28 protein-coding genes and 1 tRNA gene are annotated in these 26,715 nt (G+C 72.1%); 16 read left to right on the forward strand and 13 right to left on the reverse strand.

Annotation, left to right across the window (positions count from 1 at the left end; all coding sequences use genetic code 11):
• Nucleotides 1-3: 3 nt before the first annotated feature.
• Nucleotides 4-1,236: a glycosyltransferase gene (locus ACFVSL_RS12600; RefSeq protein WP_386941321.1), complete on the reverse strand. Its 1,233-nt coding sequence runs from the start codon at nt 1,234-1,236 to the stop codon at nt 4-6.
• 95 nt (nt 1,237-1,331) lie between these two features.
• On the opposite strand from ACFVSL_RS12600, the gene ACFVSL_RS12605 reads away from it, so the two are divergent.
• Nucleotides 1,332-2,129 carry a sirohydrochlorin chelatase gene (locus ACFVSL_RS12605; protein ID WP_386941322.1) on the forward strand — a complete coding sequence of 266 codons (798 nt, stop codon included), beginning with the start codon at nt 1,332-1,334 and terminating at the stop codon, nt 2,127-2,129.
• A 32-nt stretch (nt 2,130-2,161) separates the two neighbouring features.
• Here ACFVSL_RS12605 and ACFVSL_RS12610 read toward each other — a convergent pair whose 3' ends face one another.
• The 4 genes from ACFVSL_RS12610 to ACFVSL_RS12625 are packed head-to-tail and all read right to left on the reverse strand — an operon-like array spanning nt 2,162 to nt 5,514.
• The gene (locus ACFVSL_RS12610) at nt 2,162-2,719 is read right to left on the reverse strand and encodes a hypothetical protein (protein WP_386941323.1); all 558 of its coding nucleotides are present in this window, start codon (nt 2,717-2,719) and stop codon (nt 2,162-2,164) included.
• A complete protein-coding gene (locus ACFVSL_RS12615) occupies nt 2,703-3,509 on the reverse strand; it encodes a prolipoprotein diacylglyceryl transferase (RefSeq protein ID WP_386941324.1) in 807 nt (268 codons plus the stop codon). The genes ACFVSL_RS12610 and ACFVSL_RS12615 overlap by 17 nt, the downstream gene beginning before the upstream one ends.
• A gap of 4 nt (nt 3,510-3,513) precedes the next feature.
• Nucleotides 3,514-3,894, reverse strand: a complete 381-nt coding sequence (locus tag ACFVSL_RS12620) for a hypothetical protein (protein WP_386941325.1) — start codon at nt 3,892-3,894, stop codon at nt 3,514-3,516.
• A 9-nt stretch (nt 3,895-3,903) separates the two neighbouring features.
• Nucleotides 3,904-5,514, reverse strand: a complete 1,611-nt coding sequence (locus tag ACFVSL_RS12625; protein ID WP_386941326.1) for a radical SAM protein — start codon at nt 5,512-5,514, stop codon at nt 3,904-3,906.
• Between the two features lie 214 nt (nt 5,515-5,728).
• Here ACFVSL_RS12625 and ACFVSL_RS12630 point away from each other — a divergent pair, with 214 nt between their 5' ends.
• From ACFVSL_RS12630 to fdxA, 10 genes are read left to right on the forward strand one after another with little or no spacing between them, the layout of a single operon-like run.
• The gene (locus ACFVSL_RS12630) at nt 5,729-7,477 is read left to right on the forward strand and encodes a nitrite/sulfite reductase (RefSeq protein WP_386941536.1); all 1,749 of its coding nucleotides are present in this window, start codon (nt 5,729-5,731) and stop codon (nt 7,475-7,477) included.
• Nucleotides 7,441-8,301, forward strand: coding sequence for a phosphoadenylyl-sulfate reductase (locus ACFVSL_RS12635; RefSeq protein ID WP_386941327.1), 861 nt, complete (start codon nt 7,441-7,443; stop codon nt 8,299-8,301). Before ACFVSL_RS12630 ends, ACFVSL_RS12635 begins: the two co-directional genes overlap by 37 nt.
• Complete coding sequence (gene cysD / locus ACFVSL_RS12640) at nt 8,298-9,218, forward strand: sulfate adenylyltransferase subunit CysD (RefSeq protein WP_386941328.1); 921 nt, start codon at nt 8,298-8,300, stop codon at nt 9,216-9,218. The genes ACFVSL_RS12635 and cysD overlap by 4 nt, the downstream gene beginning before the upstream one ends.
• A complete protein-coding gene (locus tag ACFVSL_RS12645; protein ID WP_386941329.1) occupies nt 9,218-10,537 on the forward strand; it encodes a sulfate adenylyltransferase subunit 1 in 1,320 nt (439 codons plus the stop codon). Before cysD ends, ACFVSL_RS12645 begins: the two co-directional genes overlap by 1 nt.
• 30 nt (nt 10,538-10,567) lie before the next feature.
• A complete protein-coding gene (locus tag ACFVSL_RS12650; protein WP_386941330.1) occupies nt 10,568-11,659 on the forward strand; it encodes an ABC transporter substrate-binding protein in 1,092 nt (363 codons plus the stop codon).
• Between the two features lie 4 nt (nt 11,660-11,663).
• A complete protein-coding gene (locus ACFVSL_RS12655; protein WP_386941331.1) occupies nt 11,664-12,407 on the forward strand; it encodes an ABC transporter ATP-binding protein in 744 nt (247 codons plus the stop codon).
• Nucleotides 12,397-13,320 (forward strand): ABC transporter permease, encoded by a 924-nt coding sequence (locus tag ACFVSL_RS12660; protein ID WP_386941332.1) that lies wholly within the window; start codon nt 12,397-12,399, stop codon nt 13,318-13,320. The genes ACFVSL_RS12655 and ACFVSL_RS12660 overlap by 11 nt, the downstream gene beginning before the upstream one ends.
• A complete protein-coding gene (gene cobA, locus ACFVSL_RS12665) occupies nt 13,317-14,087 on the forward strand; it encodes a uroporphyrinogen-III C-methyltransferase (protein WP_386941333.1) in 771 nt (256 codons plus the stop codon). Before ACFVSL_RS12660 ends, cobA begins: the two co-directional genes overlap by 4 nt.
• The gene (locus ACFVSL_RS12670) at nt 14,084-15,517 is read left to right on the forward strand and encodes an FAD-dependent oxidoreductase (RefSeq protein WP_386941334.1); all 1,434 of its coding nucleotides are present in this window, start codon (nt 14,084-14,086) and stop codon (nt 15,515-15,517) included. The genes cobA and ACFVSL_RS12670 overlap by 4 nt, the downstream gene beginning before the upstream one ends.
• Nucleotides 15,514-15,855, forward strand: coding sequence for a ferredoxin (fdxA, locus tag ACFVSL_RS12675; RefSeq protein WP_386941335.1), 342 nt, complete (start codon nt 15,514-15,516; stop codon nt 15,853-15,855). The genes ACFVSL_RS12670 and fdxA overlap by 4 nt, the downstream gene beginning before the upstream one ends.
• Nucleotides 15,856-16,020: 165 nt before the next feature.
• Here the strand turns inward: fdxA and ACFVSL_RS12680 are convergent, their stop codons facing one another.
• On the reverse strand, nt 16,021-16,701 hold the full coding sequence (locus ACFVSL_RS12680; RefSeq protein ID WP_386941336.1) for a TetR/AcrR family transcriptional regulator: 681 nt from the start codon (nt 16,699-16,701) through the stop codon (nt 16,021-16,023).
• Nucleotides 16,702-16,797: 96 nt separating this feature from the next.
• On the opposite strand from ACFVSL_RS12680, the gene ACFVSL_RS12685 reads away from it, so the two are divergent.
• Nucleotides 16,798-17,709 carry an alpha/beta fold hydrolase gene (locus tag ACFVSL_RS12685; RefSeq protein WP_386941337.1) on the forward strand — a complete coding sequence of 304 codons (912 nt, stop codon included), beginning with the start codon at nt 16,798-16,800 and terminating at the stop codon, nt 17,707-17,709.
• Between the two features lie 95 nt (nt 17,710-17,804).
• Here the strand turns inward: ACFVSL_RS12685 and ACFVSL_RS12690 are convergent, their stop codons facing one another.
• Both ACFVSL_RS12690 and dcd read right to left on the reverse strand, forming a co-directional pair.
• Entirely contained in the window at nt 17,805-18,467 is a 663-nt protein-coding gene (locus ACFVSL_RS12690; protein WP_386941339.1) for a hypothetical protein, read from the reverse strand.
• 132 nt (nt 18,468-18,599) lie between these two features.
• A complete protein-coding gene (gene dcd / locus ACFVSL_RS12695; protein WP_386941340.1) occupies nt 18,600-19,205 on the reverse strand; it encodes a dCTP deaminase in 606 nt (201 codons plus the stop codon).
• A 125-nt stretch (nt 19,206-19,330) separates the two neighbouring features.
• Between dcd and ACFVSL_RS12700 the strand changes: the two genes are divergently transcribed.
• Nucleotides 19,331-19,401, forward strand: a tRNA-Gly gene (locus tag ACFVSL_RS12700).
• A 74-nt stretch (nt 19,402-19,475) separates the two neighbouring features.
• Here the strand turns inward: ACFVSL_RS12700 and ACFVSL_RS12705 are convergent.
• The gene (locus ACFVSL_RS12705; protein ID WP_386941341.1) at nt 19,476-19,856 is read right to left on the reverse strand and encodes a hypothetical protein; all 381 of its coding nucleotides are present in this window, start codon (nt 19,854-19,856) and stop codon (nt 19,476-19,478) included.
• 160 nt (nt 19,857-20,016) lie between these two features.
• Here ACFVSL_RS12705 and ACFVSL_RS12710 point away from each other — a divergent pair, with 160 nt between their 5' ends.
• Nucleotides 20,017-20,328, forward strand: coding sequence for a hypothetical protein (locus tag ACFVSL_RS12710; protein WP_386941342.1), 312 nt, complete (start codon nt 20,017-20,019; stop codon nt 20,326-20,328).
• A gap of 15 nt (nt 20,329-20,343) precedes the next feature.
• Here ACFVSL_RS12710 and ACFVSL_RS12715 read toward each other — a convergent pair whose 3' ends face one another.
• Nucleotides 20,344-20,688 (reverse strand): ArsR/SmtB family transcription factor, encoded by a 345-nt coding sequence (locus ACFVSL_RS12715; RefSeq protein WP_386941343.1) that lies wholly within the window; start codon nt 20,686-20,688, stop codon nt 20,344-20,346.
• Nucleotides 20,689-20,774: 86 nt separating this feature from the next.
• On the opposite strand from ACFVSL_RS12715, the gene ACFVSL_RS12720 reads away from it, so the two are divergent.
• On the forward strand, nt 20,775-22,124 hold the full coding sequence (locus ACFVSL_RS12720) for an NAD(P)-binding domain-containing protein (RefSeq protein WP_386941344.1): 1,350 nt from the start codon (nt 20,775-20,777) through the stop codon (nt 22,122-22,124).
• Between the two features lie 33 nt (nt 22,125-22,157).
• Entirely contained in the window at nt 22,158-22,565 is a 408-nt protein-coding gene (locus ACFVSL_RS12725) for an arsenate reductase ArsC (RefSeq protein ID WP_386941345.1), read from the forward strand.
• Between the two features lie 329 nt (nt 22,566-22,894).
• On the opposite strand, the gene ACFVSL_RS12730 is transcribed toward ACFVSL_RS12725, so the two are convergent.
• From ACFVSL_RS12730 to ACFVSL_RS12740, 3 genes are read right to left on the reverse strand one after another with little or no spacing between them, the layout of a single operon-like run.
• Nucleotides 22,895-23,275: a hypothetical protein gene (locus ACFVSL_RS12730; RefSeq protein ID WP_386941346.1), complete on the reverse strand. Its 381-nt coding sequence runs from the start codon at nt 23,273-23,275 to the stop codon at nt 22,895-22,897.
• 57 nt (nt 23,276-23,332) lie between these two features.
• Nucleotides 23,333-25,696, reverse strand: coding sequence for a glycoside hydrolase family 3 N-terminal domain-containing protein (locus tag ACFVSL_RS12735; RefSeq protein ID WP_386941347.1), 2,364 nt, complete (start codon nt 25,694-25,696; stop codon nt 23,333-23,335).
• The gene (locus ACFVSL_RS12740) at nt 25,693-26,715 is read right to left on the reverse strand and encodes an ABC transporter permease (protein WP_386941348.1); all 1,023 of its coding nucleotides are present in this window, start codon (nt 26,713-26,715) and stop codon (nt 25,693-25,695) included. Before ACFVSL_RS12740 ends, ACFVSL_RS12735 begins: the two co-directional genes overlap by 4 nt.

Raw genomic sequence — 26,715 nt, forward strand, 5'->3', positions numbered from 1 at the left:
AGATCAGTGCCGGCCGGCGACCGCCGCCTCGATGAGCCTCGCGGAGGCCGCGGCGCCGTCCGCGCCCTCGTACGCCCGCCGCACCTCGTCGGCCGCCGTGCGGATCGCCGGGTCGTCGAGCACGCGCCGCACCGCCGCGACGAACTCGGGGCGCCCGACGTGCTTCGGCGGGACCGCGACCGCGTTGCCGCGCTTCGCGCAGCTGCGCACATGCCAGGTCTGCTCGGGCTGCAGCCCCATGCCGACGAACGGCACGCCCGTCGCGCACGCGGTCTGCACGGTGCCCTGGCCGCCGTGCAGCACGGCGGCGTCGACGAGCCCGCCGAGCCGGTGCGCCGGCAGCAGCGGCGTGACGTGCACGTTGGGCGGCACCCGGTCGCCCGGCTCGAGGTAGTGGCCGATCGGGGCGACGACGTTCACGGGCAGCCCGCCGAGCGCCCCGGCCGCGGCGAGCGCGAGCCGTCGGTCGGCCGACGAGCCGAGCCCGAGGTAGACGAGCGGCTCGGGCGCCGACGCGAGCTCGCCGACGAGGTCGGGCAGCGGTGCGTCGAGGTGGGCGAAGATCGGCCCGACGAGCTCGAATCCGTCGGGCAGCTCGAAGCCGTCCATCTCCCACGGCATCTCGGTGACGAGGTTGCGGTCGGCCGTGAGCAGGCTCGAGACGGTGCGCAGCGGCGGCACCCCGTTCGCCTTCGCGACGCTCGTGAATGCGCGCGGCGCGAGCGGTGCCGAGTTGTAGATCCACCGGAAGGCGGCCGTCGCGACGCGATCGGCGGCCCTCGCCATGCGCCCCGACCCGGTCACGAAGCCCATCCGCCGCGTCTGAGCGACCTGCGGCCGGGTGAGCGGGAACGGCACCGGGTAGAAGAGCGGCACTCCCTCGGCGCGCGCCGAGATGAACGAGGTGAGATTCGACCCCGTCACGACCGCCGCAGCTCCGAGCTCGCGGATCGTGCGCCGCTCGAGCTCCACCCTCGCTCGTACGAGCTCACGCGTGAACGGGCTGCGGAACGAACGCCCCTGGTCGAACGCGATCGCCTGGTCTCGCTCGGCCCGCCCCCAGGCCGGAGTGCCGGCGAGATACTCGAACCCCGCCTCGCGGACGAGGTCGACGAAGTCGGTCTCGTAGCCCTGGAACACCACGCGGTGCGCGGGGTCGAGCGCCCGCGCCACCTGGATCATGCGGGTCGTCTCGGCGAGGTTGAAGGTCACCGGGCAGAACAGGACGGTCGCCATGCCAGAACGTTAGCGGCCGGGCCGGCTTCGCGCCCGCCTCGTCACGAATCGGAATCGAAGCCCGTCGGCGACCCGGCGTCTGCGACGATGTCACGATGACGACGGTCCCCGCCCTGGTCGGCATCTCGCACGGCACCTCATCGCCCGACGGCCGCCGCGCGGTGCGCGCGCTGCACGACGCGGTCGCCGCAGCGCTCGGCACGGGGCATCCGGATGCCCCGCCGTCGACCCGCCTCGGTCATGTCGACGTCGAGCAGCCCGACGTGCCCGCGACCCTCGCCTCGCTCGCGCCGGGCGAGCCCGCGGTCGTGGTGCCCCTGCTGCTGTCGGCCGGGTACCACGTGCACGTCGACCTCACCGAGGCCGTCGAGGCGACCGCCGACCGCCGGGTCGTGCTCGCGGGCGCCCTCGGCCCCGACGACCGGCTCGCGACCGTGCTCGCCCGTCGGCTCGCCGAGGCGGGCCTCCGCGACGACGACCTCGTCGTGCTGTCGGTCGCGGGCTCGAGCGACGCCCGCGCCGTGCGCGACTGCCACGACATGCGCGAGCGCCTCGCCGCGGCGACGGGGCGCGACATCCGCATCGGCTTCCTCTCGGCGGCCGAGCCGCTGCTGCCCGAGGCGGTCGCGCAGGCGAGGGCGGAGGCCCCCGGCGCACGCGTCGTCGTCGCGAGCTACCTGCTCGCGCCCGGGTACTTCCAGGACCTCGCCGAGGCCGCCGGCGCCGACCTCGTCACCGAGCCGCTCATCGTGCCCGATGCGGCCCCGCCGCACGAGCTCGTCGAGATCGTGCTCGCCCGCTACGACGTCGCCGTCGACTCGTTCCCGGTGGTCGGGGAGCGAGCGCAGCCACCGGTGGTCGGGGAGCGAGCGCAGCCACCGGTGGTCGAGTAGCGAGCGCAGCGAGCGAATCGAGACCCCTCCGCTCAGACCCCCATAATCCCGAGGCAGGGCCCGAGCACGACGATCCACGCGGCAGCGGCGACGATGAGCATGCCGATCGCGATGCCGCGCGTGCGCTTCCAGAAGAGCATCACGATCGCGACGACCGCGACCACGACGAACGGCCAGATGATGCCGATCAGCGTCGACCCGAACATGCCGCCGAGCATGAGCGTCGCGAGCAGCAGGATGAACGCGACCACGTGCGCGCCGCAGCCGATGCCGACCCCGATGCCGATGCCGGCGCCGGTGCTGAGTCCGGGGCGCTCGCTGCCCGCAGCGGGATCGCCGGGCGTGCCGGGCGCCCCGTAGGCGGGCGGACCGTAGGGCGACGCGACCGGGCCCTGCGGCACGGGCGGCGGGGGCGGCACCGCCGGCGGCGTCTCGGCCGCCGCCGGCACGGGCGGAGGCGCCTCGTCGGGCGTCGGCGGAGTCGGCGGGCCGGGCGGAGCCGGCGGGACGGCCGGAGCCGCCTCGTCGGGCGTCGGCTCGCCGCCGCCCTCGTGCTCCTCGGGCGTGGGCTCGTCAGGGTCGGGCGACATCGACGGCGATCCTCTCTCGTTCGGTCGTGAGCCGGCCGCGCGACGCCTTCCAGGCGAGACGGGCCAGCAGCAGCGGAATCGTCACCAGCAGGAACAGCTGCGGGCGGGTGAGGCCCATCCACGCGACCTCGTTGCCCCGCACGAACTCGACGAAGAAGCGGAAGATCGCGTACGCGGCGATGTAGATCGTCAGCGTCTCGCCCGCGGCGATCGGCCGATGCCGCAACCAGAACCACAGCGCGACGAACGCGACCGCCTGGAAGACGATCTCGTAGACGAAGCTCGGGTGCAGCGGCACCCCGGCCGGGCCGCCGACGCGTGCGGCTGCGGCCTCGTCGAGCACGATTCCCCAGCCCGCGCCGGTCGGTGTTCCGGGCAGCTCGGTGAAGAGGCATCCGAACCGGCCGATCGCCATCGCGAGCGCGACCGCCGGCGCGAACAGGTCGCCCGTGCGCAACGGGTACTTCACGAGCCGCTTCGCGACGTGCACGCCGAGCCACGCGCCGACGAGGGCGCTCAGCACCGAGGCGTTGCCCTGCGTGAGCTGGGTGACGAGGTCGAGGTTCTGCGAGAGGTCGAGGTGCCGTACCCAGGTGCCGAGCCGCGAGAAGATCGCCGCCCCGGCGAGCGCGCCGAGCACGAGCGCCGCGACGCGCGCATCGGTCTGCCCCCGGCGGCGCGACTCGACGACGAAGACGAGCCCCGCCGCGAGCATGGCGAGCGCCACGAAGAACGAGTGCGTGTCGATCGGCGGGCCCCAGCCGAGGAGATCGGGCAGCGTCGGGAACATGCGATCAGGCCCCGATCCCGGCGAACGCACCGGCCCAGAGCATCACCCAGAAGGGGATGGCGACGAGCGCGAGCACCTCGACCACGACGAGGTAGGCGAGCACGTTGCGGGTGTCGCCGAGCTTGCACTTCGAGCGCAGCAGGCCGGCCCGTCGCGCCTTCGCGTAGCCGGCGATCGCGATGCCCGCGAACACGGCGAGCGCGATCGGGCCGAGCACGCAGGTGATGAGCGCGATCGTCGTGAAGACGCAGAGGCGCAGCGGGTCGTACGGCGCGGGGGCCGGCGGCGCGCCGACCGTCTCGTCGAAGCGGTTGAGCCCGGCGAACGGGTTCGAGCCCGAGGCATCCCCCGCCCCGACGCCGTTGCCGCGCGACGCGTCGCCCATGCGATCCCCTTACGCCACCGTCACCGGCAGTTCGCGCCGGCCGCCGGTGACGGCCGCCTCGCCCGTCGCCGTCGAGATGCGCGTGCGCGCGAGCGGCGCCCACGCCTGCACGGCGCAGAACGGTGCGCACTGGTGGGCCGCGGTCTGCTCGTTGACGGTCGCGACGTGCACGCAGCACTGCGTGAGCCGCTCCTCGATCATCGTGTTGATGTCCATGAAGGGCTTCACCGTGATGCGCTTGACCCGCTCGCCGAGGAACCGCCGCAGCCGCTTGTGCTGGCCGGGCAGCGCCGAGGTCGCGAGCTGCGTGAGCGTGCCGATGCCGAGGTCGCAGCCCGTGCAGATGTCCTTCCACAGCGACCCGATCGACGGGTGCGAGAGCGAGGACTGCTCGCTCAGCAGGTCGAGCAGCGACTGCTTGACGCTGTCCTTCAGCGCCTGGTTGATGTTGCTGTCGGCGATGCGGTTCGCGATGAGGTCGGGGTTGAGGTCGAGGAACTCCTTCAACCGGTCGTGTCCGACGAGCGCGGTGAGCGAGTTCCACGAGCCCGAGTCGTCCTGCAGGAGATACCCGACCGAGCAGCAGTGCGGGTGGCTGCACGGCAGCGCCGTGAGGTCGCGCCACGTCACCTCGCCGTCGGTCTGCGCCTCGAGCCGGGCGAGCACGCCCGTGTGCGTGAGCCGGTCGTTCGGGTCGATGCCCGCCGAGCGGCCCGAGCCGAACACGGGCTGGATCGTCACCCCGCCGACGTACGGCGTCCTCATCGCGCGGCGGATCACCGCGCCGATCTCGCCGTCGTTGACCCCGAGGGCCGCGGTCATCGTGAGGGTCGTGAAGACGCCCGCCTCCGACAGCCGCTCGAGCGCGCGGTCCTTGAAGCGGCGGATGTCGGCGCCGCGGTGGTACGCCGAGGCCTCGGCGCTCTCGCCGTCGAACTGGAGGTAGACCTCGACGCGCTCGCGGTGCTTCTTCAGCGTCTCGACGAGGGCGTCATCCTGCGCGATGCGGAGGCCGTTCGAGTTGAGCAGGATGCGCACGATGGGACGTGCGACGAGGTGGTCGAGCAACTGCTCGAGCCACGGGTAGAGCGTCGGCTCGCCGCCCGAGAGCATGAGCACGTCGATGCGGTCGTTCTCGCGCGCGAGCTTCGCGTCGACCGAGGCGAGCACCTCGGCGAGCGGCGCGATCGCCGTCGCGGCGGGGCCGGACTCGGCGAAGCACGTGGGGCAGCGCAGGTTGCAGTGGTCGGTGAGGTCCTCGAGCAGGATGCACGTGTGCTGCGTCTGCATCTCGGGCAGGCCGTCCTCGTAGGCCGACGGCACGGGCTTGAAGTTGCCCGAGAGGTCGGGCGTGTGCACCTTCGTCGGCGCGGTCCACTGCTCGAGGTACGTCAGGATCTCGGGCGACTCGTCGTACATCGTGCTCACGAGCCCGTGCGTCGGGCAGCCGCGCTCGAGCCACACCCGGTCGTCGCGGATCGCGAGCCAGCCCGAGAGCCGGGCGACGTCGGCGAGGGGCCGCTCGGGGTCCTCCTCGTGGCACCGCGGGCAGAACGCGTTGACGTAGCGGTGGATGCGGTAGTCCCGCAGGGGCATTCCGGTACCAGCGGCGGTCGGCATGGGCTCACGATAGCGGTCGGGATGCCTCGGGCGGGAGCCCCGCTCGCGAACCCGATGTCAAGCATGTGACGCAATGCGGCGCCCCGCGACCGCCCGTGACGCAACGTGACGGGGGCCGCCGTCACGAACGTGCCGCACGAGCATCCCTCGCCTAGCGTCGGCTCAGCGACGGGGCATCCGTCGTGATCCAGACCACCGGGAGGCAGCCGTGACGCTGAGCGAGACGACCCGCGCGCCGCGTGCCGAAGGCCGCGCCGAGCGCCCCGCGCGCCCCGAGGGCCGACCGGCCCGGCCCGGCGCGAACCGCCCGAACGGCCAGTGGAAGGTCGACGGCACCGAGCCCCTCAACGCCAACGAGCAGTGGAAGCAGGACGACGGCGGCCTGAGCGTCCGCGAGCGCATCGAGACGATCTACGCCAAGGGCGGCTTCGCCTCGATCGACGGCACCGACCTGCACGGCCGCTTCCGCTGGTGGGGCCTCTACACGCAGCGCAAGCCCGGCATCGACGGCGGCAAGACGGCGACCCTCGAGCCGCACGAGCTGGAGGACGAGTTCTTCATGCTGCGCGTGCGCATCGACGGCGGCCAGCTCTCGACCGAGCAGCTGCGGGTCATCGGCGAGATCTCGACCGAGTTCGCGCGCGACACCGCCGACCTCACCGACCGCCAGAACATCCAGCTGCACTGGATCCGCGTCGAGGACGTGCCCGAGATCTGGCGCCGCCTCGAGGCCGTCGACCTCTCCACGACCGAGGCGTGCGGCGACGTGCCCCGCGTCATCCTCGGCTCCCCCGTCGCCGGCATCGCCGCCGACGAGCTCATCGACCCGACGCCGCAGATCTTCGAGATCCAGCAGAAGTACATCGGCGACCCCGAGCTCGCCAACCTGCCGCGCAAGTTCAAGTCGGCGATCACCGGGCATCCCAGCCAGGACATCGTGCACGAGATCAACGACGTCGCGTTCGTCGGCGTCGAGCACCCCGAGCTCGGCATCGGCTACGACGTGTGGGTCGGCGGCGGCCTCTCGACGAACGCGCATCTCGCGGTGCGCCTCGGCGCCTTCGTCACCCCCGACCGGGTCGCCGACGTCTGGTACGGCGTCACCGCGATCTTCCGCGACTACGGCTACCGGCGCCTCCGCAACCGGGCGCGCCTCAAGTTCCTCGTCGCCGACTGGGGCGCCGAGAAGTTCCGCCAGGTGCTCGAGACCGAATACCTGGATGCCCCGCTGCCCGACGGCCCCGCGGCGCCGAAGCCGCTCACGCAGGGCGACCACGTCGGCGTGCACCGCCAGCACGACGGCCGCTTCTACATCGGCGTCACCCCGTTCGTCGGGCGCATCTCGGGCACGACCCTCACCCGTCTCGCCGAGCTGCTCGAGCGCGTCGGCTCGGGGCGTCTCCGCACGACGCCGCACCAGAAGCTCGTGCTGCTCGACATCGAGGAGCAGCACGTCGAGCAGGTCGTCGCCGAGCTCGACGCGCTCGGGCTGCAGGCCCGCCCGAGCCTCTTCCGCCGCGGCACCATCGCGTGCACCGGCATCGAGTTCTGCAAGCTCGCGATCGTCGAGACCAAGCAGACCGCGACCGAGGCCGTCATCGCCCTGGAGGAGCGCCTCGCCGGCATCGAGCTGCCGCACCCGATCAGCCTGCACGTCAACGGCTGCCCGAACTCGTGCGCCCGCATCCAGACCGCCGACATCGGCCTCAAGGGCCAGCTGCTGCCCGACGGCGACGGCGGCCAGACCCCGGGCTTCCAGGTGCACCTCGGCGGCGGCCTGGCCTCCGCCACCCGCGAGGAGGCCGGCACCGGCCGCACGGTCCGCGGCCTCAAGGTCACCGCCGACGGCCTCGCCGACTACGTCGAGCAGGTCGTGCGCCGCTTCCTCGCACAGCGGGATGCCTCGGTCGACGAGACCTTCGCCGAATGGGCCCACCGCGCCGACGAGGAGGAGCTGCGATGAGCGCCCGCAACCTCGGGGCGTCCGACCACCGGTGGTCGAGTAGCGACGAAGGAGCGAATCGAGACCGGGCGCCGGGTCTCGATACGGTCGCTTCGCTCCCTCCTCGACCACCGAAGAGAGACGCCGCCACGTTGAAGGCCCTCGCCGAGGCGGGGAACGCCGAGCTCCGGAGCCTGGCCGACGGGGAGGCATCCGCCTACGAGGTCGTCGCCTGGGTGGCGCGCAACTTCGACGTGGATGCCGCGGCCGTCGCCTGCTCGATGGCCGATGCCGTGCTGCCGCACGTGGTCGCGCAGTCGCTGCCGGGAGTCGACGTGCTCTTCCTCGACACGGGGTACCACTTCGCGAAGACCGTCGAGACGCGCGATCGCGTCGCCGCCTCGCTCGACGTGCGCATCGTCGACGTGCTGCCCGAGCTCACCGTCGCCGAGCAGGATGCGAAGTACGGCAAGGACCTCTTCGCCCGCGACGCCGGCGCGTGCTGCGCGATGCGCAAGGTCGAGCCGCTGCAGCGTTCGCTCGCGGGCTACGAGCTCTGGTTCACGGGCGTGCGCCGAGACGAGGCGCCCACCCGCACGAACACGCCCCTCGTCACGTGGGACGAGCGGAACGGCCTCGTGAAGGTCAACCCGCTCGCGGCGTGGAGCTTCGACGAACTCATCGACTACGCCGGCGCGTTCGGCGTGACCGTGAACCCGCTGCTCACCGAGGGCTACCCGTCGATCGGCTGCGAGCCGTGCACGAAGCCCGTCGCCGCGGGCGAAGACCCCCGATCCGGCCGCTGGTCGGGCCTCGACAAGACGGAATGCGGGCTGCACCTATGACCGACGTACTGACCGCCCCGGCGACGGCGCTCGACACCCTCGACCTGCTCGAGGCCGAGGCGATCCACATCATCCGCGAGGTCGTCGCCGAGTTCGAGCGGCCCGTGCTGCTCTTCTCGGGCGGCAAGGACTCGGTCGTCGTGCTGCACCTCGCGGCGAAGGCCTTCTGGCCGGGCCGCGTGCCGTTCCCGGTGCTGCACGTCGACACCGGCCACAACTTCCCCGAGGTGCTCGCGTTCCGCGACGCGACCGTCGAACGGCTCGGCCTGCGCCTCGAAGTCGCGCTCGTGCAGGACTACCTCGACGACGGCCGCCTCCAGGAGCGCGCCGACGGCACCCGCAACCCGCTGCAGACGCAGCCCCTGCTCGACGCGATCGCCGCGGGCAAGCACGACGCCGTGTTCGGCGGCGCCCGCCGCGACGAGGACAAGGCGCGGGCGAAGGAGCGCATCATCTCGCTGCGCGACGAGTTCGGCCAGTGGGACCCGCGCAACCAGCGCCCCGAGCTCTGGAGCCTGTACAACGGCCGGCACACGCCCGGCCAGCACGTGCGCGCCTTCCCGATCTCGAACTGGACCGAGCTCGACGTCTGGAGCTACATCGAGCGCGAGGGCATCGAGCTGCCTCCGCTCTACTACGCGCACGAGCGCGAGGTGTTCCGCCGCGACGGCATGTGGCGAGCGGTCGGCGAGGTCTCGCAGCCCCGCCCCGACGAGCGCGTCGAACTGCGCACGGTGCGCTACCGCACGGTCGGCGACATGAGCTGCACCGGCGCGGTCGAATCGGATGCCGCGGACGTGACGGCCGTCGTGCGCGAGGTCGCGCAGTCGACCCTCACCGAGCGCGGCGCGACCCGGGCGGACGACCGCATCTCGGAGGCCGCCATGGAGGACCGCAAGAAGGACGGGTACTTCTGATGACCGACACGCTCACCGCCCCGAGCACCCTGTTCCGCTTCGCGACCGCGGGCTCGGTCGACGACGGCAAGTCGACCCTCGTCGGGCGCCTGCTGCACGACTCGAAGGCGATCCTCGCCGACCAGCTCGAAGCGGTCGCCCGCACCTCGGCCGAGCGCGGCTTCGGCGCCGGCACCGGCTTCGACTTCGCTCTGCTCACCGACGGCCTGCGCGCCGAGCGCGAGCAGGGCATCACGATCGACGTCGCGTACCGCTACTTCTCGACGGGCGCGCGCAGCTTCATCCTCGCCGACTGCCCCGGGCACGTGCAGTACACCCGCAACATGGTCACGGGTGCGACGACCGCCGACGCCGTCGTCGTGCTCATCGACGCCCGCAAGGGCGTGCTCGAGCAGACCCGCAGGCACCTCTCGGTCGTCGCGCTGCTGCGCGTGCCGCACGTCATCGTCGCGGTCAACAAGATCGACCTGCTGGGCTACGACCGGGGCGCCTTCGAGGCGGTCGCAGCCGAGGTGCGCCGCGTCACCGGCGAGCTCGGCATCGACGAGGTGCACGTGCTGCCCGTCTCGGCCCTCGAGGGCGACAACATCGTCGACCGTTCGCCGAACACCGCCTGGTACGACGGGCCGGCCCTCCTCGAACTGCTCGAGTCGCTGCCCTCGCACGACGAGCTCGACACCGAGTACGACCCGTTCCGCCTGCCCGTGCAGCTCGTGCTGCGCCCGCAGGGCGGCTTCGCACCCGACGTCGCCGGCGACCCCGAGCGGGCCGAGTCGTTCCGCGACTACCGGGCGTTCGCCGGGCGCATCGGGTCGGGGCGCGTGCGGGTCGGCGACCGGGTCACGGTGTTCCCCGCGGGCATCGAGACGACGGTCACGGGCATCGACCAGGCCGGGGCATCCCTCGACGAGGCGGTCGCCCCGCAATCGGTCGCGCTGCGCCTCGCCGACGAGATCGACGCCGCACGCGGTGCGGTCATCGCGGCGGCCGGCACCCTGCCCGAGGCGCGCCGCGAGTTCGAGGCCGAGCTGTTCCAGCTCGACCCGCGCGCCCTCGCCCCCGGCACCCGCGTGCTCGTGAAGCACGGCACGACGACCGTGCAGGGGCTCGTGGCCTCCATCGACGCGAAGCGCGATCTCGACACCCTCGAGCACGTGCCCGCGACCTCGCTCGAGGTGAACGACATCGGCCGGGCGACGATCCGCGTCGCGGCCGACCTCCCCCTCGAGCCGTACGGCGAGAACCGGCATGCCGGGTCCTTCCTCGTCATCCATCCGTCCGACGGCCGCACCCTGGCCGCCGGCATCACCGAACAGTAGGCACCAACGATCCGTAAGGAGGCGACAACCGTGAACCGCACCACCCGCACCATCAGCAAGGCCCTGACGATCACCGCACTTGGAGTGGCGGCGATGATGCTGGCCGGTTGCTCCGCCGCCGCGGGGGCCGCTCCCAACGACGACGCGGAGGCGAGCACCTCGCCCGCCGCCGAGCTGCGACTCGGCTACTTCGCGAACGTCACCCACGCGCCCGCCATCGTCGGGCTGGAGGAGGTGCTGCTGCAGGACGCCCTCGGCGACACCGAGCTCACGACCTCGGTGTTCAACGCCGGCCCCGCCGCGATCGAGGCGCTCTCGGCAGGGGCGATCGACGCGACGTACATCGGCCCGAACCCGTCGATCAACACCTTCATCCAGTCGGGCGGCCAGTCGGCGCACATCGTCGCGGGCGCCGCGACCGGCGGCGCCGCGCTCGTCGTGCGCGACGGCATCGACTCGGCCGACGACCTCGAGGGCACCACCCTCGCGACGCCCCAGCTCGGCAACACGCAGGACGTCGCGCTGCGCGCGTGGCTCGCCGACGAGGGCTTCGAGACCGACACGCAGGGCGGCGGCGACGTGCACATCACGCCGACCGAGAACGCGCAGACGCTCACCCTGTTCCAGCAGGGCGAGGTCGACGGCGCGTGGCTGCCCGAACCCTGGGTGTCGCGCCTGATCGTCGACGCGGGTGCGCACGTGCTCGTCGACGAGGCCGAGCTGTGGGACGACGGCGCCTTCCCGACGACGGTGCTGCTCGTGCGGGCCGAGTTCCTCGCCGAGCACCCCGAGACGGTCAAGGCGCTGCTCGAGGGGCACGAGGCATCCATCGCCTGGCTCGCCGACAACGCCGACCAGGCGGCCGACGTGATCAACGCGGGCATCGAGGCCGAGACGGGCAAGCCGCTCGACGACGCGGTCATCGACCGCGCGCTCGAGCACGTCGTCTTCTCGGTCGACCCCCACGCCGAGACCTTCGCCGACCTCGTCGCGAACGGCCTCGAGGCCGGAACCCAGAAGGACGGCTCGATCGACGGGCTGTTCGACCTCCGCATCCTGAACGAGCTGCGCGAGGAGGCCGGCGAGGAGCCCGTCTCCGCGGGCGGCCTCGGCGAGGAGTAGACGCATGAGCGGGCAGACGGCCATCCGCATCGAGCACCTCGGCAAGCGCTTCGGCGCCGGCCCGGTCGTGCTCGACGACGTGAACCTCGACGTCGCGGCGGGTGAGTTCGTCTGCCTGCTCGGCGCCTCGGGCTGCGGCAAGTCGACGCTGCTGAACCTCATCGCCGGGCTCGACAAGCCGACGACGGGCAGCATCACGACGCCGCCCGAGGGCGCCGCCGTGATGTTCCAGGAGTCGGCGCTCATGCCGTGGCTCACCGCCGCGCAGAACGTCGAGCTCGCGCTCCGCCTCCGCGGGGTCGGGCGCGCCGAGCGCAAGGCGCAGGCGCTCGAGCTGCTCGCGACCGTCAACCTCGCGGATGCCTCGGCGAAGCGCCCCCACGAGCTCTCGGGCGGCATGCGCCAGCGCGTCGCCCTCGCCCGGGCCCTCGCGCAGGACCGCCCCGTGCTGCTGATGGACGAGCCGTTCGCCGCGCTCGACGCCATCACCCGCGACCTGCTGCACGAGGAGCTCGAGCGCGTGTGGCGCCTGACCGGCCGCACCATCGTCTTCGTCACCCACAACGTGCGCGAGGCGGCGCGCCTCGGGCAGCGCATCGTGCTGCTCTCGAGCCGCCCCGGCCGGGTCGCCGGCGAGTGGCGCATCGACGCCGCCGAGGGCCGGCGGATCGAGTCGCCCGAGGTGGCGGCGCTCTCGCTCGAGATCACCGCCGAGCTGCGGAAGGAGATCCGCCGAAATGCCGCATGACACGTCCCTCCTCGACCCGCCCGGCGCGCGTGAAGGCGCTCCGTCGCAGCACGACGAGCTCCGCGCGCTCGAGGCCGGCCTCGACCGCCTCCAGACCGACGCCGACGAACGCCCGGGGCCCTGGAAGGTCTTCACGCGCAGCGTGCTGCCGCCCATCCTCTTCGTCGTCGTGCTCATCATCGCCTGGCAGCTCTACGTCGTGATCGCCCAGCCGCGACCCGACATCGTGCCCGGCCCGCTCGACGTCGCGGCAGCCCTCGGCCAGGCCTGGGAGTCGGGCCGCCTGCAGCTCGCCGTCGCGACGAGCCTCGAACGCGGCGTCTTCGGCTTCGTCATCGCCGTCGTCGTCGGCACCCCGCTCGGCCTCCTCCTCGCCGAGGTGAAGCCCCTGCGTCGCGCCGTCGGCCCCATCATCTCGGGCCTGCAGGTGCTGCCCTCGGTCGCCTGGGTGCCCGCCGCGATCCTCTGGTTCGGGCTCAGCGACGCGACCGTCTACTTCGTGGTCCTGATGGGCGCCGTGCCGTCGATCGTGAACGGCCTGATCTCGGGCGTCGAACAGGTGCCGCCGCAACTGCGGCGGGTGGGCACGGTGCTCGGCGCAGGACCGGGACGCCTCGCGACGCTCGTCGTGCTCCCCGCCGCGCTCCCGGGCTACGTCGCCGGCCTCAAGCAGGGCTGGGCGTTCTCGTGGCGCTCGCTCATGGCCGCGGAGATCATCGCGATGGGCGGCACGATCGGCTTCGGCCTCGGGTCGATGCTCGACCAGAGCCGCGAGCTCGCCGACATCTCCGCCGTGCTCGCGACGATCCTCGTGATCCTCGCCATCGGCATCCTCATCGAACTCGTGTTCTTCGCCCCCCTCGAGCGCCGGATGCTCCGCCGCAGGGGCCTGCTGCAGGGAGCCTCGCGATGACCGTCGGACACGTCGCCCTCGTCGGCGCCGGCCCCGGCGACGCCGGGCTGCTCACCATCCGCGGGTTGCGCGCGCTCGAGGCGGCCGACGTGATCGTCGCCGACCGGCTGGGCGCGAGGGGCGTGCTCGACGGGCTCGCCGCCGAGGGCGTCGAGCTCCGCGCCGAGGTCGTCGACGTCGGCAAGCAGCCCGGCCACCACGCGGTGCCGCAGGACGCGATCAACGCACTGCTCGTATCGCTCGCCCGTGAGGGCAAGCGGGTCGTGCGACTCAAGGGCGGCGACCCCTACGTCTTCGGCCGCGGCGGCGAGGAACTCGCATTCTGCCGCGACGCCGGCATCGCCGTCGAGGTCGTCCCGGGCATCACGAGCGCGATCTCGGTGCCCGCGATCGCCGGCATCCCACTGACCCACCGCGGCCTCGCGACGACGTTCACGGTCGTCACCGGGCACGAGCAGATCCGGTCGCTCGGCGGCGGCCGCGACCACACCGTCGTGCTCCTCATGGGCATCGGCACCCTCGCGAACTCGGCGATCACCCTCGCCCGCGGCGAGCGCGGGGGCGAATGCCCAGTCGCGATCGTCGAAGATGGATACGGCGAGAACCAGCGCGTCACGGTCGGCACCCTCGACTCGATCGCGCTGCAGGCCGCGCGCCGGGGCATCCGGTCGCCCGCCGTCGTCGTGGTCGGCGACGTGGTGACCCTGAGCCCCTACGCGCCCGAAGCGCTCTCCTCCAGCACAACCCGAAAGGCATCGCAGCAATGACCCGTTCCCTCCGCGTCGCGATCGTGGGCGCCGGCCCCGCCGGCATCTACGCCGGCAACATCCTCCGCCGCCAGGTCGCAGAACAGGGCGGCGAGGTCGCGATCGACCTCTTCGAGTCGCTGCCGGCCCCCTACGGACTGATCCGCTACGGCGTCGCCCCCGACCACCCCCGCATCAAGGGCATCGTCAACTCGCTGCACGAGATGCTCGACGCGGGCGACATCCGCCTCATCGGCAACGTCGAGGTCGGTCGCGACCTCGAGGTCGGCGAGCTGGCCGAGCGCTACGACGCGGTGATCTTCGCGACGGGCGCGCTGCGCGACGCCCCCCTCGACATCCCGGGCATCGAGCTGGCCGGCTCGTACGGCGCCGCCGACTTCGTCGCCTGGTACGACGGCCACCCCGACGTGCCGCGCACCTGGCCGCTCGAGGCGCAGTCGATCGCGGTCATCGGCAACGGCAACGTCGCGCTCGACGTCGCGCGCGTGCTCGCGAAGCACCCGAAGGACCTGCTCTCGACCGACGTCCCGGCGAACGTCGTCGAAGGACTCGAGGCGTCGCCCGTGACCGACGTGCACGTCTTCGGCCGTCGCGGCCCGGGCCACGTGAAGTTCACGCCGATCGAGCTGCGCGAGCTCGGCGAGGTGCCCGACGTCGACATCGTGGTCTACGACGCCGACTTCGAGCGCGCGGAGGGCGACGCCCACGCCGAGGCGCTGCACGCCTCGAACAACCAGGTCAAGGTCATGACCCGCACGCTCAACGGCTGGCGCACCTCGCCCGGTTCGACCGGCGAGGGCTCGGCGTCGCGCCGTCTGCACCTGCACTTCCTGCAGGCCCCGGTCGAGATCTCGGGCGACGGGCGCGTCGAGAACATCCGCTTCGAGCTCACCCGTCCCGTCGGCGACGGCACGGTCGAGGGCACGGGCGAGTTCGTCGACTACCCCGTGCAGGCGGTCTACCGCGCGGTCGGCTACGCGAGCTCGCCGATCCGCGACGTGCCCTTCGACGAGAAGGCGGCGGTCATCCCCAACGAGGGCGGCCGGGTGCTGGATGCCTCGGGCTCCCCCATCCCGGGCGTCTACGCGACGGGCTGGATCAAGCGCGGCCCGGTCGGCCTCATCGGCCACACCAAGGGCGACGCGCTCGAGACGATCACGAACCTCGTCGCCGACGCGAACGAGGGCGTGCTCACCGCGCCCGTGGTCGACGCGGCCGACGGCGAGGAGATCTTCGAGCTGCTCGCCTCGCGCGGCGTCGAGTACACGACCTGGCAGGGTTGGCTCGGGCTCGACGCGCACGAGCGCGGCCTGGGCGAGTCGTTCGAGGCGCCCGAGCAGTACGCGGGCGTCGTGCGCGAGCGCGTCAAGGTCGTGCCCCGCGAGGAGCAGGTGGCGATCTCGCGCGACGGCGCGCTCGCACTGTCGTGACGTACGTCATCGCGCTGCCCTGCGTCGATGTGAAGGATCGGGCTTGCATCGACGAGTGCCCGGTCGACTGCATCTACGAGGGCGAGCGCTCGCTGTACATCCACCCCGACGAGTGCGTCGACTGCGGCGCGTGCGAGCCGGTGTGCCCGGTCGAGGCGATCTACTACGAGGACGACCTGCCCGACGAGTGGGCCGACTACTACAAGGCCAACGTCGAGTTCTTCGAGATCTCGACCGCGGCCGTCGACGCCGTCGGCTCGCCGGGCGGCGCCGCCAAGGTCGGGGTCATCGCGATGGACCACCCGCTCGTGGCGGCGCTGCCGCCGCAGGGCGAGTAGTCCGGGCGGTCTCCGCGCTCGAGCGGCGCCCCGCCCGAGCTGCTCCCCCACCGTTTCAGGAAACAGTGCTCTGCTCAGGACCGATTCACCCGAATCGTCCTGAGCAGCGTACTTTCTCCTGAAATCAGATCGGCGATCGCGCGTCGCCCGCGAGCGCTTCGCACGTCAGCGCAGTGCGGCGCCCGGCTCGAGCACGAGATCGGCGACCTCGACCGGAGCGCCGAGTGCGACCAGTCGTGCGCGGAACGCGCGCCGGGCCCGGACGTACGGCTCGTCGGAGTCGCGGATGACGGCGAGCTGGTTCATCCATTCGAAGATGCCCTGCACCTCGAAGGCGAACTGCTCGGCGCCGTCGGCGTCGACGACGCCGTCGAGCTCGCCGGCTGCGGCGGCGTAGCCGACCGAGACCGCGAGGTAGCCGAGCCAGTCGTCGAGCTGCCCGGTGATCGCGTCGCGCACGAGGCCGGGCTTGGCGTGGAAGTCGGCGGCCGCCGCCGAGAAGAAGCAGCCGCCGGGGAACACGCGCTCCTGGGAGTAGGCGACGACGCGGTCGAGCAGTGCGACGACGCGGGCGAGTCCGCGGGGCTTCACCCGGGCGGGTTCGATGACGGTGGCGGTGAAGCGGCCGCGCGCGGCGTCGACGGCGGCGAGCTGCAGTCGCTCCTTGCTGCCGAAGAGAGTGGCGATGCTCGACTTGCTGACGTTCGCGGCGGTCGCGATGCGCCCGATCGAGAGCTGGTCGAGCCCTTCGATCGAGGCGAGGTCGACCGCGTGACCGAGCACGACCCGCCGCGAGGCGTCGCCTCGCGCGCGGCGTCCGTCCAGTGCGGTCTCGGTGCGGCTCACCCTCTCGATTTTACGCACGATCGTGCGTATAGTTGGCGTACGATCGTTCGTATTCATTGATTTCGGATGCCACGACGACCCCGCCCGGAGGACACCATGCACCCCGCCGTCATCGCCGCCGTCGCCGCGGCGCGCACCGCCGACCGCGTCTCGCCGAAGCTCGCCGCCCGTCTCGCGCTGCCCCTCTTCCGCAAGGCCGGGCCCGCCCTCGCCGTGCGCGAGCACGACCGTGCCGTGCACGAGAGCGCCCGGCGTTCGACCATCACGGTGCGCGGGCGGCGCGTGGCGGTCTCCGAATGGGGCACCGGCGCCGACGTCGTGCTGCTCGCACACGGCTGGCGCGGCCGCGCCTCGCAGTTCGCCCCCGTCGTGCGCGAACTGCGCGCCGAGGGCTATCGGCTCGTCGCCTTCGACGCGCCCGCGAACGGCGACTCGGGCGGGCGGCGCACCGACATCCGCGACTGGCTCGCCGCGATCGAGCTGCTGCAGGCCCAGCACGGGCGCTTCCACACGATCATCGGGCACTCCTTCGGCGCCCTCGCCGCACTCACGGCCGTGCACGAGGGCACCGCGACCGGCGGCGTGGTCGCGATCGCCGGCGTCTCGCGGGCGAAGTACCTCATCGACGCCTTCGCCGAGCGGGTCGAGCTGTCTGCGGCGGCGACGGGCGCACTGCGGCGGGACTTCGTGCGCGGGGTCTTCCCCGCGGAGCCCGAGACATCCGTCTGGGAACGCTTCGATGCGGCCGCGCGACCGCTGCCGGGCGACGTGCCCCTGCTGCTCGTGCACGACGCGGCCGACCGCGAAGTGCTCGTGAGCGAGTCGCACCGCCTGCACGCCGCCCACGGCGAGCGCAGCCGGCTCGTCGTGACCCGCGGCTCGGGTCACGTCCGGGTGCTCGGCGCCGACCCGACGCTCGACGCGATCGACGCGTTCATGTCGGGCGGGCTCGCCGGGGTCGACGCGAGCGGACTCGGGCACCAGGCACGCGCCGACACCTCGGCCTGAAGGGTTCGGCACCCGCTGAGGGTCTGTCCCCGCAGCCCGTCAGGGCACCGGCGCCCGGCGACCTGCGTCAGGGCACCGGCGCCCGGCGACCTGCGTCAGCGCACGCGACCCTCGCCCGGCCCGTTCCCGCGCGGACGCTCCGCGTACCGGGGATCGGTCACGGGCTCGCCGCCGACGCGCTCATCGGTCACGCGATCGTCGTCGACGCGCCCATCCGCCAGGCGGCTGTCGGCCACCTGGTCGTCGTGCACGCGGTCGTCCACGCGGTCGTCGCCCACGCGATCTCCGGTCAGGCGGCCGTCGGTCACCCGACCGTCGTCGAGCCGATCGTCACGCACGTGCTCGCCGCTCGCCGTCGCGGCGGTGACCCGATCGCGGTTCCCGTCGCGGTCGGCGTCGACGTCGGGGTCGACGTGGTCGGCCTTCCTGAGGCGCTCGTCCGCCTCTGCGCGGAGTTCCTCCGCGGCGGACTGCCGCTCGGCGCTCTCCTGCGCGAGGCGCTCGGACTCGAGGCGGGCCTCGGCCGCTGCAGCCTCCGCCTGCTTCGCGTTCGCCGCGGCGAGCGCGGCATCGGCATCGCGCTGGCGCGCGGCCGCATCGGTCTCTGCAGCGCTCTGCCGCAGCTCGGCCGCCTTGCGGCGGGCCGCTTCGGCCTGTGCCTGCTGGCGCCGCCGGTTGGTGGCCAGCACGACGATGACGACGATCGCGATGACGACGACGATTCCGACGATGATCCAGATGATGGTGCTGGCGTCCACGGGTGATCAGCCTCCTCGGCTCGATGAACCCCATCGAACCGCGACCCGGCCGCCCGGGCAACGCCCTTGCGAATCGCGCCGAAGTGCGGAATGATCCGGCGCGCCGAGGCCCGCGCGAGCGCGTGACCGGCGCTACTCGCCCTTCGCGCCGGCGTCGGTGACGCTCACGTCGCTGCGGTGGAAGTTGTGGAACGAGCGCGACGCCGTCGGCCCCCGCTGGCCCTGGTAGCGGCTCGAGTAGTCGGCCGAGCCGTACGGCTTCTCGGCCGGCGACGACAGGCGGAAGAAGCACATCTGCCCGATCTTCATGCCCGGCCAGAGCTTGATCGGCAGGGTCGCCACGTTGCTGAGCTCGAGCGTGACGTGACCGGTGAACCCCGGGTCGATGAAGCCGGCCGTCGAGTGCGTGAGCAGGCCGAGACGACCGAGCGAGCTCTTGCCCTCGAGCCGCGCTGCGACGTCGTCGGGCAGGGTGACGGCCTCGAAGGTCGAGGCGAGCACGAACTCGCCCGGGTGCAGGATGAACGCCTCGTCGGGCTTCACCTCGATGAGGTGGGTCAGCTCGGGCTGGTCTTCGGCCGGGTCGATGAAGGGGTACTTGTGGTTGTCGAACAGCCGGAAGTAGCGGTCGAGCCGCACGTCGACGCTCGACGGCTGCAGCATCGAGGCATCGGACGGCTCGAGCCTGATGCGCTGGAGGTCGAGTTCGGCCCTGATGTCACGATCCGAGAGAAGCACCCGCCCAGCCTACCGAGCACCGGCGATCGGGGCCGTCGAGTAGCGAAGTCCTCCGGTGGTCGAGTAGCGAAGCACATTGAGACCCTTGCTACGATGGTCACCGCTGCACCCTTCGGATGCCGCATGCCGATGTAGTTCAATGGTAGAACTTCTGCTTCCCAAGCAGACAGCGCGGGTTCGATTCCCGTCATCGGCTCTGAACACGACTTTCACCGCTGCTCGCCGGCTCCGGCCGACGTCTGCGCGCGGTTCAGGCCGCACGTCGCCCGGCTACTCCGCCGGTGCCGCGACCTCCTGCACGTCGGCGCCGACGGTGACGGGCTGATCGGGCAGGGTCGCGATCGGCGAGGTGTCGAGGTGCTCGGGAGTGAGCTGCACCCCGCCCGTCGAGTTGGCCGACTGCATCAGCTCGTTGATCCACTGCGCGTTCAGCTCGGGGCGTTCGGGCTCGTCGAACACGAAGCGGACGGGGATGGAGGGGTGCAGCCAGATCGTCGAGCGGCCGCGGGGCTGGTCGTCGGGATGCTGCCATGAGAGCGTGAAGCTCTCGCCGCGCCGCAGCTTCGTCACGAGTGCGACCTTCAGGTGCGACAGTGTCCGGTCCTCGATGCCGATCGGCGTCTGCGAATCGCCGTAGTAGAGCGTGCCCATGCGCGAGATTGTAAGCCGAAGGGGCGGACTCGATCGAGATTCCGAGTGCCGTCGGTTCCGCCGCGGGCGGGCCGCGCGGGATCGGCCTGCCACGTCCGGAGCCGATCCGACGTTCGCAACCCCCTCGCGACCGCGAGAGAGCACGAGAAACATGGGGAGCATGGAAGCCCACCCGACGAACCACAGCGAGAACTCCGAGGAGATCACCCGGCCCGTCTACCGGGTGAACTTCTGGGTGCAGCCGGCAGGCCTCGGCTGGAACCTGGAGGCCTGGTACCTGACCGACTGCCCCTCGGTGCACGAGGCCATCGACTGGGCGGAGGCCAACGCGAACGCCCGTCCGTACGAGCTCTTCGCGGAGAGCGCCGAGAACGGCCACAGCGAGCCGCGCCGAGCCCCGCTCGTTCGCCTCTCCGGCCAGAATCCCAACGACGGACCGCCCGCCTTCTCGATCGTGAAGGGGCTGGACTGAGCCTTGCCGCTCCCGCTAGGTCAGCGCGCTCGCGACGCGCCCGAGTGCGCCCGGTACGAGCGCGTAGTAGGCCCAGCTGCCCCGCCGCGTCCGGCTCAGGAACCCGGCGTCGGTCAGGATCTTCAGGTGGTGCGACACCGTCGGCTGGGACAGCCCCGTGGGCTCCGTCAGGTCGCAGACGCAGGCCTCCTGGCCCTCGGCCGCAGCGACGATCGAGATGAGCAGCACGCGAGTCGGGTCGCCGAGGGCCTTGAAGAGGCTCGCCGTCTTCGCCGCCTCCTCGAGCGTGATCGGCGCCGCCGTCACGGGCGTGCAGCAGGCGTCCTGCTGGAGCACGGGCAGTTCGACGACGGCGGTCATGACCTCCACCCTACGCCATATTGACATTCTTCGATATGAGCGGGATGCTCGCTGTATTGAAATTCTTCGATGCCAAGGAGGCAGCCGTGACCCTCGTCGACCTGACGATCCCGACCGTGCGCGACGATCGACTCGACGGGCTCCCGATCGCGATCATCGGGGCCGGCCCGATCGGGCTCGCGGCTGCCGCGAACCTCGTCGAACGCGGCATCCCGTTCGTGATCTACGAGGCCGGCGACGTCGTGGCCGACTCGATCCGCAGCTGGGGCCACACCCGACTGTTCTCCCCGTGGCGGCACCTCGTCGACCCGGCGTCGCGTCGCCTGCTCGAGGCGACCGGTTGGCGGCACCCCCGCGAGGACGGGCTGCCGACCGGAGCAGAGCTCGTCGACGAGTACCTGGTGCCGCTCGCCGCGCTGCCCGAGATCGCCGAGCACATCGTGACCGGCACGACGGTCACCGCGGTCAGCCGTGACGGCGTCGACCGCACCCGGACGACGGATCGTGCGGCCACGCCGTTCCTGCTCCGCCTCAGCGACGCGTCCGAGCCACGTGAGGTGCGGGCTCGCGCCGTGATCGACGCCTCCGGCACCTACCGCACCCCGAACTCGCTCGCGTCGTCCGGCCTCGACCCGCTGGGCGCCGAGGAGGTGCGCGACCTCGTGACGCACGCCCTCCCCGACGTGCTCGGTCGGGAGCGTGAGCGGTTCGCAGGGCGGCACACCGTCGTCGTGGGCGCGGGCCACTCCGCCGCGAACACGTTGCTCAAGCTCGCCGAGCTCGCCGAGACGGCGCCCGGCACGACCGCGACCTGGGTCATCCGCAATGCCTCGGCCGTGCGCGTGAGCTCGTCGGCCGACGACGAACTGCCCGCCCGGGCATCGATCGGCGGCCGGGTCGACCGGCTCGTCGCCCAGGGGCGCATCCGGCTCGTCGACCGGTTCGAGACCGTGCGACTGCGTCGCGACGGCGACCGGGCGACACTCATCGGCCACCGCGGCGACGCACTCGAAGAACTCACCGCCGACACGGTCGTCAACGCCACCGGGTTCCGCCCCGCGCTCGCGATGCTGCGCGAGATCCGGCTCGACCTCGACGACGTCGTCGAGGCGCCGCGCCGGCTCGCCCCGCTGATCGACCCGAACCTGCACAGCTGCGGCACCGTGCGCCCGCACGGCTTCGCCGAGCTCGAGCACCCCGAGCCGAACTTCTTCGTCGCCGGCATGAAGTCCTACGGCCGCGCCCCGACCTTCCTCCTCGCCACCGGCTACGAGCAGGTCCGTTCGATCGTCGCCCATCTGGCGGGCGATCGTGCTGCGGCCGAGAAGGTCGAGCTGGTGCTGCCCGAGACCGGCGTCTGCTCGTCGAGCCCCGTCGATACCGCCACCACGGGGTCCGCGTGCTGCGGCCCGGCCTCGCCGTCGAGCTGCGGTTAGCGTCCGTTCACCCGAGTGAGAGAGCATGAACCCATGAGCGCGAACCCGACCGTCCTCTTCGTCTGCGTCCACAACGCCGGTCGCTCCCAGATGGCGGCCGGCTACGCCCGCGCGCTGTCGGGCGGCGCCGTCACCGTGCTTTCTGGCGGGTCCGAGCCCGGCAGCGCGATCAATCCCGTCGCGGTCGAGGCGATGCGCGAGGAGGGCATCGACATCAGCCGGGCGGTCCCGCAGCGGCTCGAGACCGACGACGTGCGCGCGGCCGACGCGGTGATCACCATGGGCTGCGGCGACGCCTGCCCGATCTTCCCGGGCAAGCGCTACGAGGACTGGGAGCTCGAGGACCCGGCCGGCAAGGATCTCGATGTCGTTCGTCGTGTTCGCGACGACATCAAGGGTCGCGTCGAGCGACTGCTCGGCGAGCTCGGCGCCATCGCCTGACCGTTGTCAAGGGGGTGCCCGAACGCGCGCCGCTGGGGTTTGCTTGTCCACGTCGGGCGGCAGGGGTAGTCCCGACGGCAGGCTGGTCGGGACCCGACCGCAGCTCCCTCGGTTGCGGGACCTCCCAGGGCGAGGTCACGGCCAGCCTGTCTCTGCATCGACGCCGCCGCATCGACGTCGCCCCGACGCATCGACGTCGCCCCGACGGCGTCCGACCGAGATCGACCAGGGCTTCCCGACCGGCGGGCTGACCGGGGTCCGCGGTCCCCCACAGACCGCAGCGACCAGGCAGGCCAGCCCGCCTCGGGTCACTTCCAGCCCGCCTCGGGTCACTTCGAGGGCGGGTCGACCTCCTGCACGTCGGCACCGACGCGCACCGGCTGATCGGGCAGGGTCTCGATCGGCGAGGTGTCGAGCTGCTCGGGAACGAGCTGCACCCCGCCCGTCGAGTTGGCCGAGCGCATGAGGTCGTTGATCCATTTCGTGCTCAGCTCGGGGCGCTCGGGCTCGTCGAACACGAATCGGAGCGGGATCGCGGGGTGGAGCCAGATCGTCGAGCGACCGCGGGGCTCGTCGTCGGGATGCCGCCACGAGAGGGTGAAGCTCTCGCCGCGACGGAGCTTCGTGATGAGTGCGACCTTCAGGTGCGCGAGCGCTCGATCCTCGATGCCGATCGGCGTCTGCGAGTCGCCGTAGTACAGCGTGCCCATACGCCTGAGGCTACGCCCCGAACGGGCGAATGCACCCGTTCGGCGAAAGATCGTTGCTCACTCGACGACGGTGAACCCCGCCCGCAGCAACCGCTCCGCCCGCGACGACGGGCCGACGAGCAGTTCGAAGTCGCCAGGCTCGACCAGGCGCTCGCCGCGGGCGTTCACGATCGAGCACTCCGCGACCGGGAGCTCGATCGCCACGGTCGCCGTGGCGCCGGGCTCGAGGTCGACCTGCCGGAACGCCTTCAGCTCCTTCTCGGCCCAGCTCACCGAGGTGACGGTGTCGCTCACGTACGCCTGCACGGTCTCGCGGCTCGGCCGGGCACCCGTGTTGCGCAGCGTGATCGTGGCCCGCACCACGTCGCCCGCGCCGAGCTCGGCCGACTCGAGCACCAGGTCCGAGTACTCGACCTCGGTGTACGAGCGACCCTCGCCGAACGCCCACGCGGGCGACTGCGTCAGGTCGGCGTAGCGGGTGCCGTGCTGCCCGCGGACCTGGTTGTAGTACGTGGGCTGCTGGCCGACGTGACGGGCGAAGGAGATCGGCAGGCGGCCGCTCGGCTCGACGAGGCCGAGTGCCAGCTCGGCGATCGCGCGACCACCCTCCATGCCGGGCGAGGCCGCCCAGATGATCGCCGACGCCTGGTGCGCCGACGGCGGCAGCACGAGCGGCTTCGAGGCGAGCAGCACGACGACGAAGGGGGTGCCCGTCTCGGCGAGTGCGTCGATCAGCGCGATCTGGCCGCCGATGAGCTCGAGCGTCGCGGTCGAGCGGCCTTCGCCGACGAGCTCGATCACGTCGCCGACGACCGCCACGACCACGTCGGCCGCGCGGGCCTGCGCGACCGCCTCGGCGATCATCGTCTCGTCGGGGGCCGACGGCACCACGATCTGCGGACGCGGCTGTCCGTCGGGGAACGTCGCCCCCGCCGGATCCTGCTCGAGGGTGAGCACCTCGGCGCCGCGGGCGTGGGTGATCGTCCAGTCGTCGGGCGCGAAGCGCCGGAACCCGTCGAGCACGGTCGTGATCATGTCGCGCGGCTGGCCGTCGAGCCATCCGGCCTGGCCCGAGCTGCCCGCCCAGTCGCCGAGCTGCGTCTGCGCGTCGTCGGCGAGCGGGCCGACGACCGCGACCGTGCGCGTGGCATCCGACTCCCCGACCACAGGTGCCGATCCGGCACGAGCCCGCCCCGTGGCATCCGCCGCGAAGCCGCCCCCGAGCGGAAGCAGACCGTCGTTCTCGAGCAGCACGAGCGAACGGCGGGTGAGCTCGAGGTTGAGGGCGCGGTGCGCGGGCGTCGCGATCTCCGCCGCGATGCGCTCGCGGTCGGGGTGGCGCGGGTCCTCGAAGAGGCCGAGCTCGAACTTGAGCGTGAGGATGCGGGCGACGGCCGCGTCGAGCTCCGACTCCTCGAGCAGCCCCTGCTCGATCGCGTCGAGCGCACCGCGGTAGAACCCGGGCGTGGTCATGATCATGTCGTTGCCCGCCTTGACCGTCGCGGCCGAGGCGTGGGCGTAGTCGGGCTGGATCTGCTGCTCCCACACCATTCGGCCGACGTTGTCCCAGTCGGTGATGAGGGTGCCCGTGTAGCCCCACTCGCCGCGCAGCACGTCGGTGAGCAGCCACTCGTTGAGCGTGATCGGCACGCCGTCGGTGGTCTGGTACCCGAGCATGAAGGTGCGGCAGCCCTCGCGGGCGACGCGCTCGAACGGCGGCAGGAACCACGACCGCAGCTTGCGCGGCGACAGGTCGGCCTCGCTCGCGTCGCGGCCGCCCTGCGTCTCGGAGTAACCGGCGAAGTGCTTCGCCGTCGCGAGGATGGCGCGGCGGTCGTCGAGCCCGTCGCCCTGGTAGCCGCGCACCATCGCCGAGGCGAGCTCGCCGATGAGGTGCGGGTCCTCGCCGAAGGTCTCGTCGACGCGGCCCCAGCGCAGGTCGCGGCTGATGCAGAGCACGGGCGAGAAGGTCCAGTGGATGCCCGTCGCCGCGACCTCGACGGCCGTCGCCCGGGCGGCGCGCTCGACGAGGTCGGCGTTCCAGCTGCCGGCCATGCCGAGCTGCGTGGGGAAGATCGTGGCGCCCTCCCAGAACGAGTGCCCGTGGATGCAGTCCTCGCCGACGAGCAACGGGATGCCGAGGCGCGTCTGCGCGGTGAGCTCGTGGGCGCGGTCGAGCCGCTCGGGCGAGGCGTGCAGGATCGAGCCGACGTGCTTGCCGAGCACGAGGTCGTCGAGGTCGTCGCGGGCGTCGAGCTGCAGCATCTGCCCGACCTTCTCCTCGACGGTCATGCGGGCGACGAGGTCGGCGACGCGCTCGGCGATCGGCAGGGCCGGGTCGCGGAAGGCCGGAGCCGGGTCGAGCAGGGGCAGTGCGGTCACGGGGTCGGTGCTCCTCGATGGTGCGTCGGTGCTGGTCATGAGATGGTCGCCTCCGAGGCATCCCTCGTCGCCGCCGGTGCACGCACCGCGGTGACCGCGCTCGTGGCGCTCAGCCCCTGCTTGCGCAGCGCGCGGGCGCGCTCGCCCGCCGAGCGCAGGCGCGGGTTGACGTACTCGTCGATGCCGAAGTTGATGAGTGCGAGGGCGGTGCCGAGCAGGGCGATGCAGAGGCCCGCGGGCACGTACCACCACCAGTAGTCGGGGAAGGCGCCGTTCTGCTGCGCCCAGAAGAGGATCGTGCCCCAGTTCAGGTTCGTGATCGGGATGACGCCGATGAAGGCGAGCGTCGTGAGGCCGAGCACCGCCGCCGTCACGGTGCCGACGAAGCTCGAGGCGATGATCGCCATGAGGTTCGGCAGCATCTCGACCGCGATGACCCGCCAGAGCGGCTCGCCGTTGGCTCGGGCCGCCTGCACGAAGTCGCGGCTGCGCAGCGACATCGTCTGCGCCCTGAGCACGCGGCCTCCCCACGCCCAGCCGGTGATCGCGAGCACCGCCGAGATGAGCAGCAGGCTCGGGTTCTCGTACTGCGAGGCGATGATGATCATGAGCGGCAGGCCGGGGATGACGAGGAACACGTTCGTGAGCATCGACAGCGACTCGCTGCGCCAGCCCCCGAGCATGCCCGACGTCACGCCGACGATGATCGCGATCAGGGTCGCGATGACGCCCGCCAGGAACCCGACGACGAGCACGCCGCGGGTGCCGTAGATGATCTGGCTCAGCACGTCCTCGCCCATGTGCGTGGTGCCGAGCCAGTGCGCGGGCGAGGGCGGCTGCTTGAGGGCCGTGTAGTCCTTCTCGAGCGGTCCGTACGGGGCGATGAGGTCGCCGAAGACGGCGAGCACGGTGAAGAACCCGAGGATCGCGAGTCCGGTCAGCGACTTGCCGTTGCGGAACATCGAGAAGGAGGCGCCCATGCGCTTCCACATGTTGCGGCCCGGGCGCATGCCCTCGGGGGCGGACTCGCGCAGCGCGGTCGTCGTGGGGATCGTCAT

Source organism: Agromyces sp. NPDC058064, from assembly GCF_042885275.1.
Classification (GTDB): Bacteria; Actinomycetota; Actinomycetes; order Actinomycetales; family Microbacteriaceae; genus Agromyces.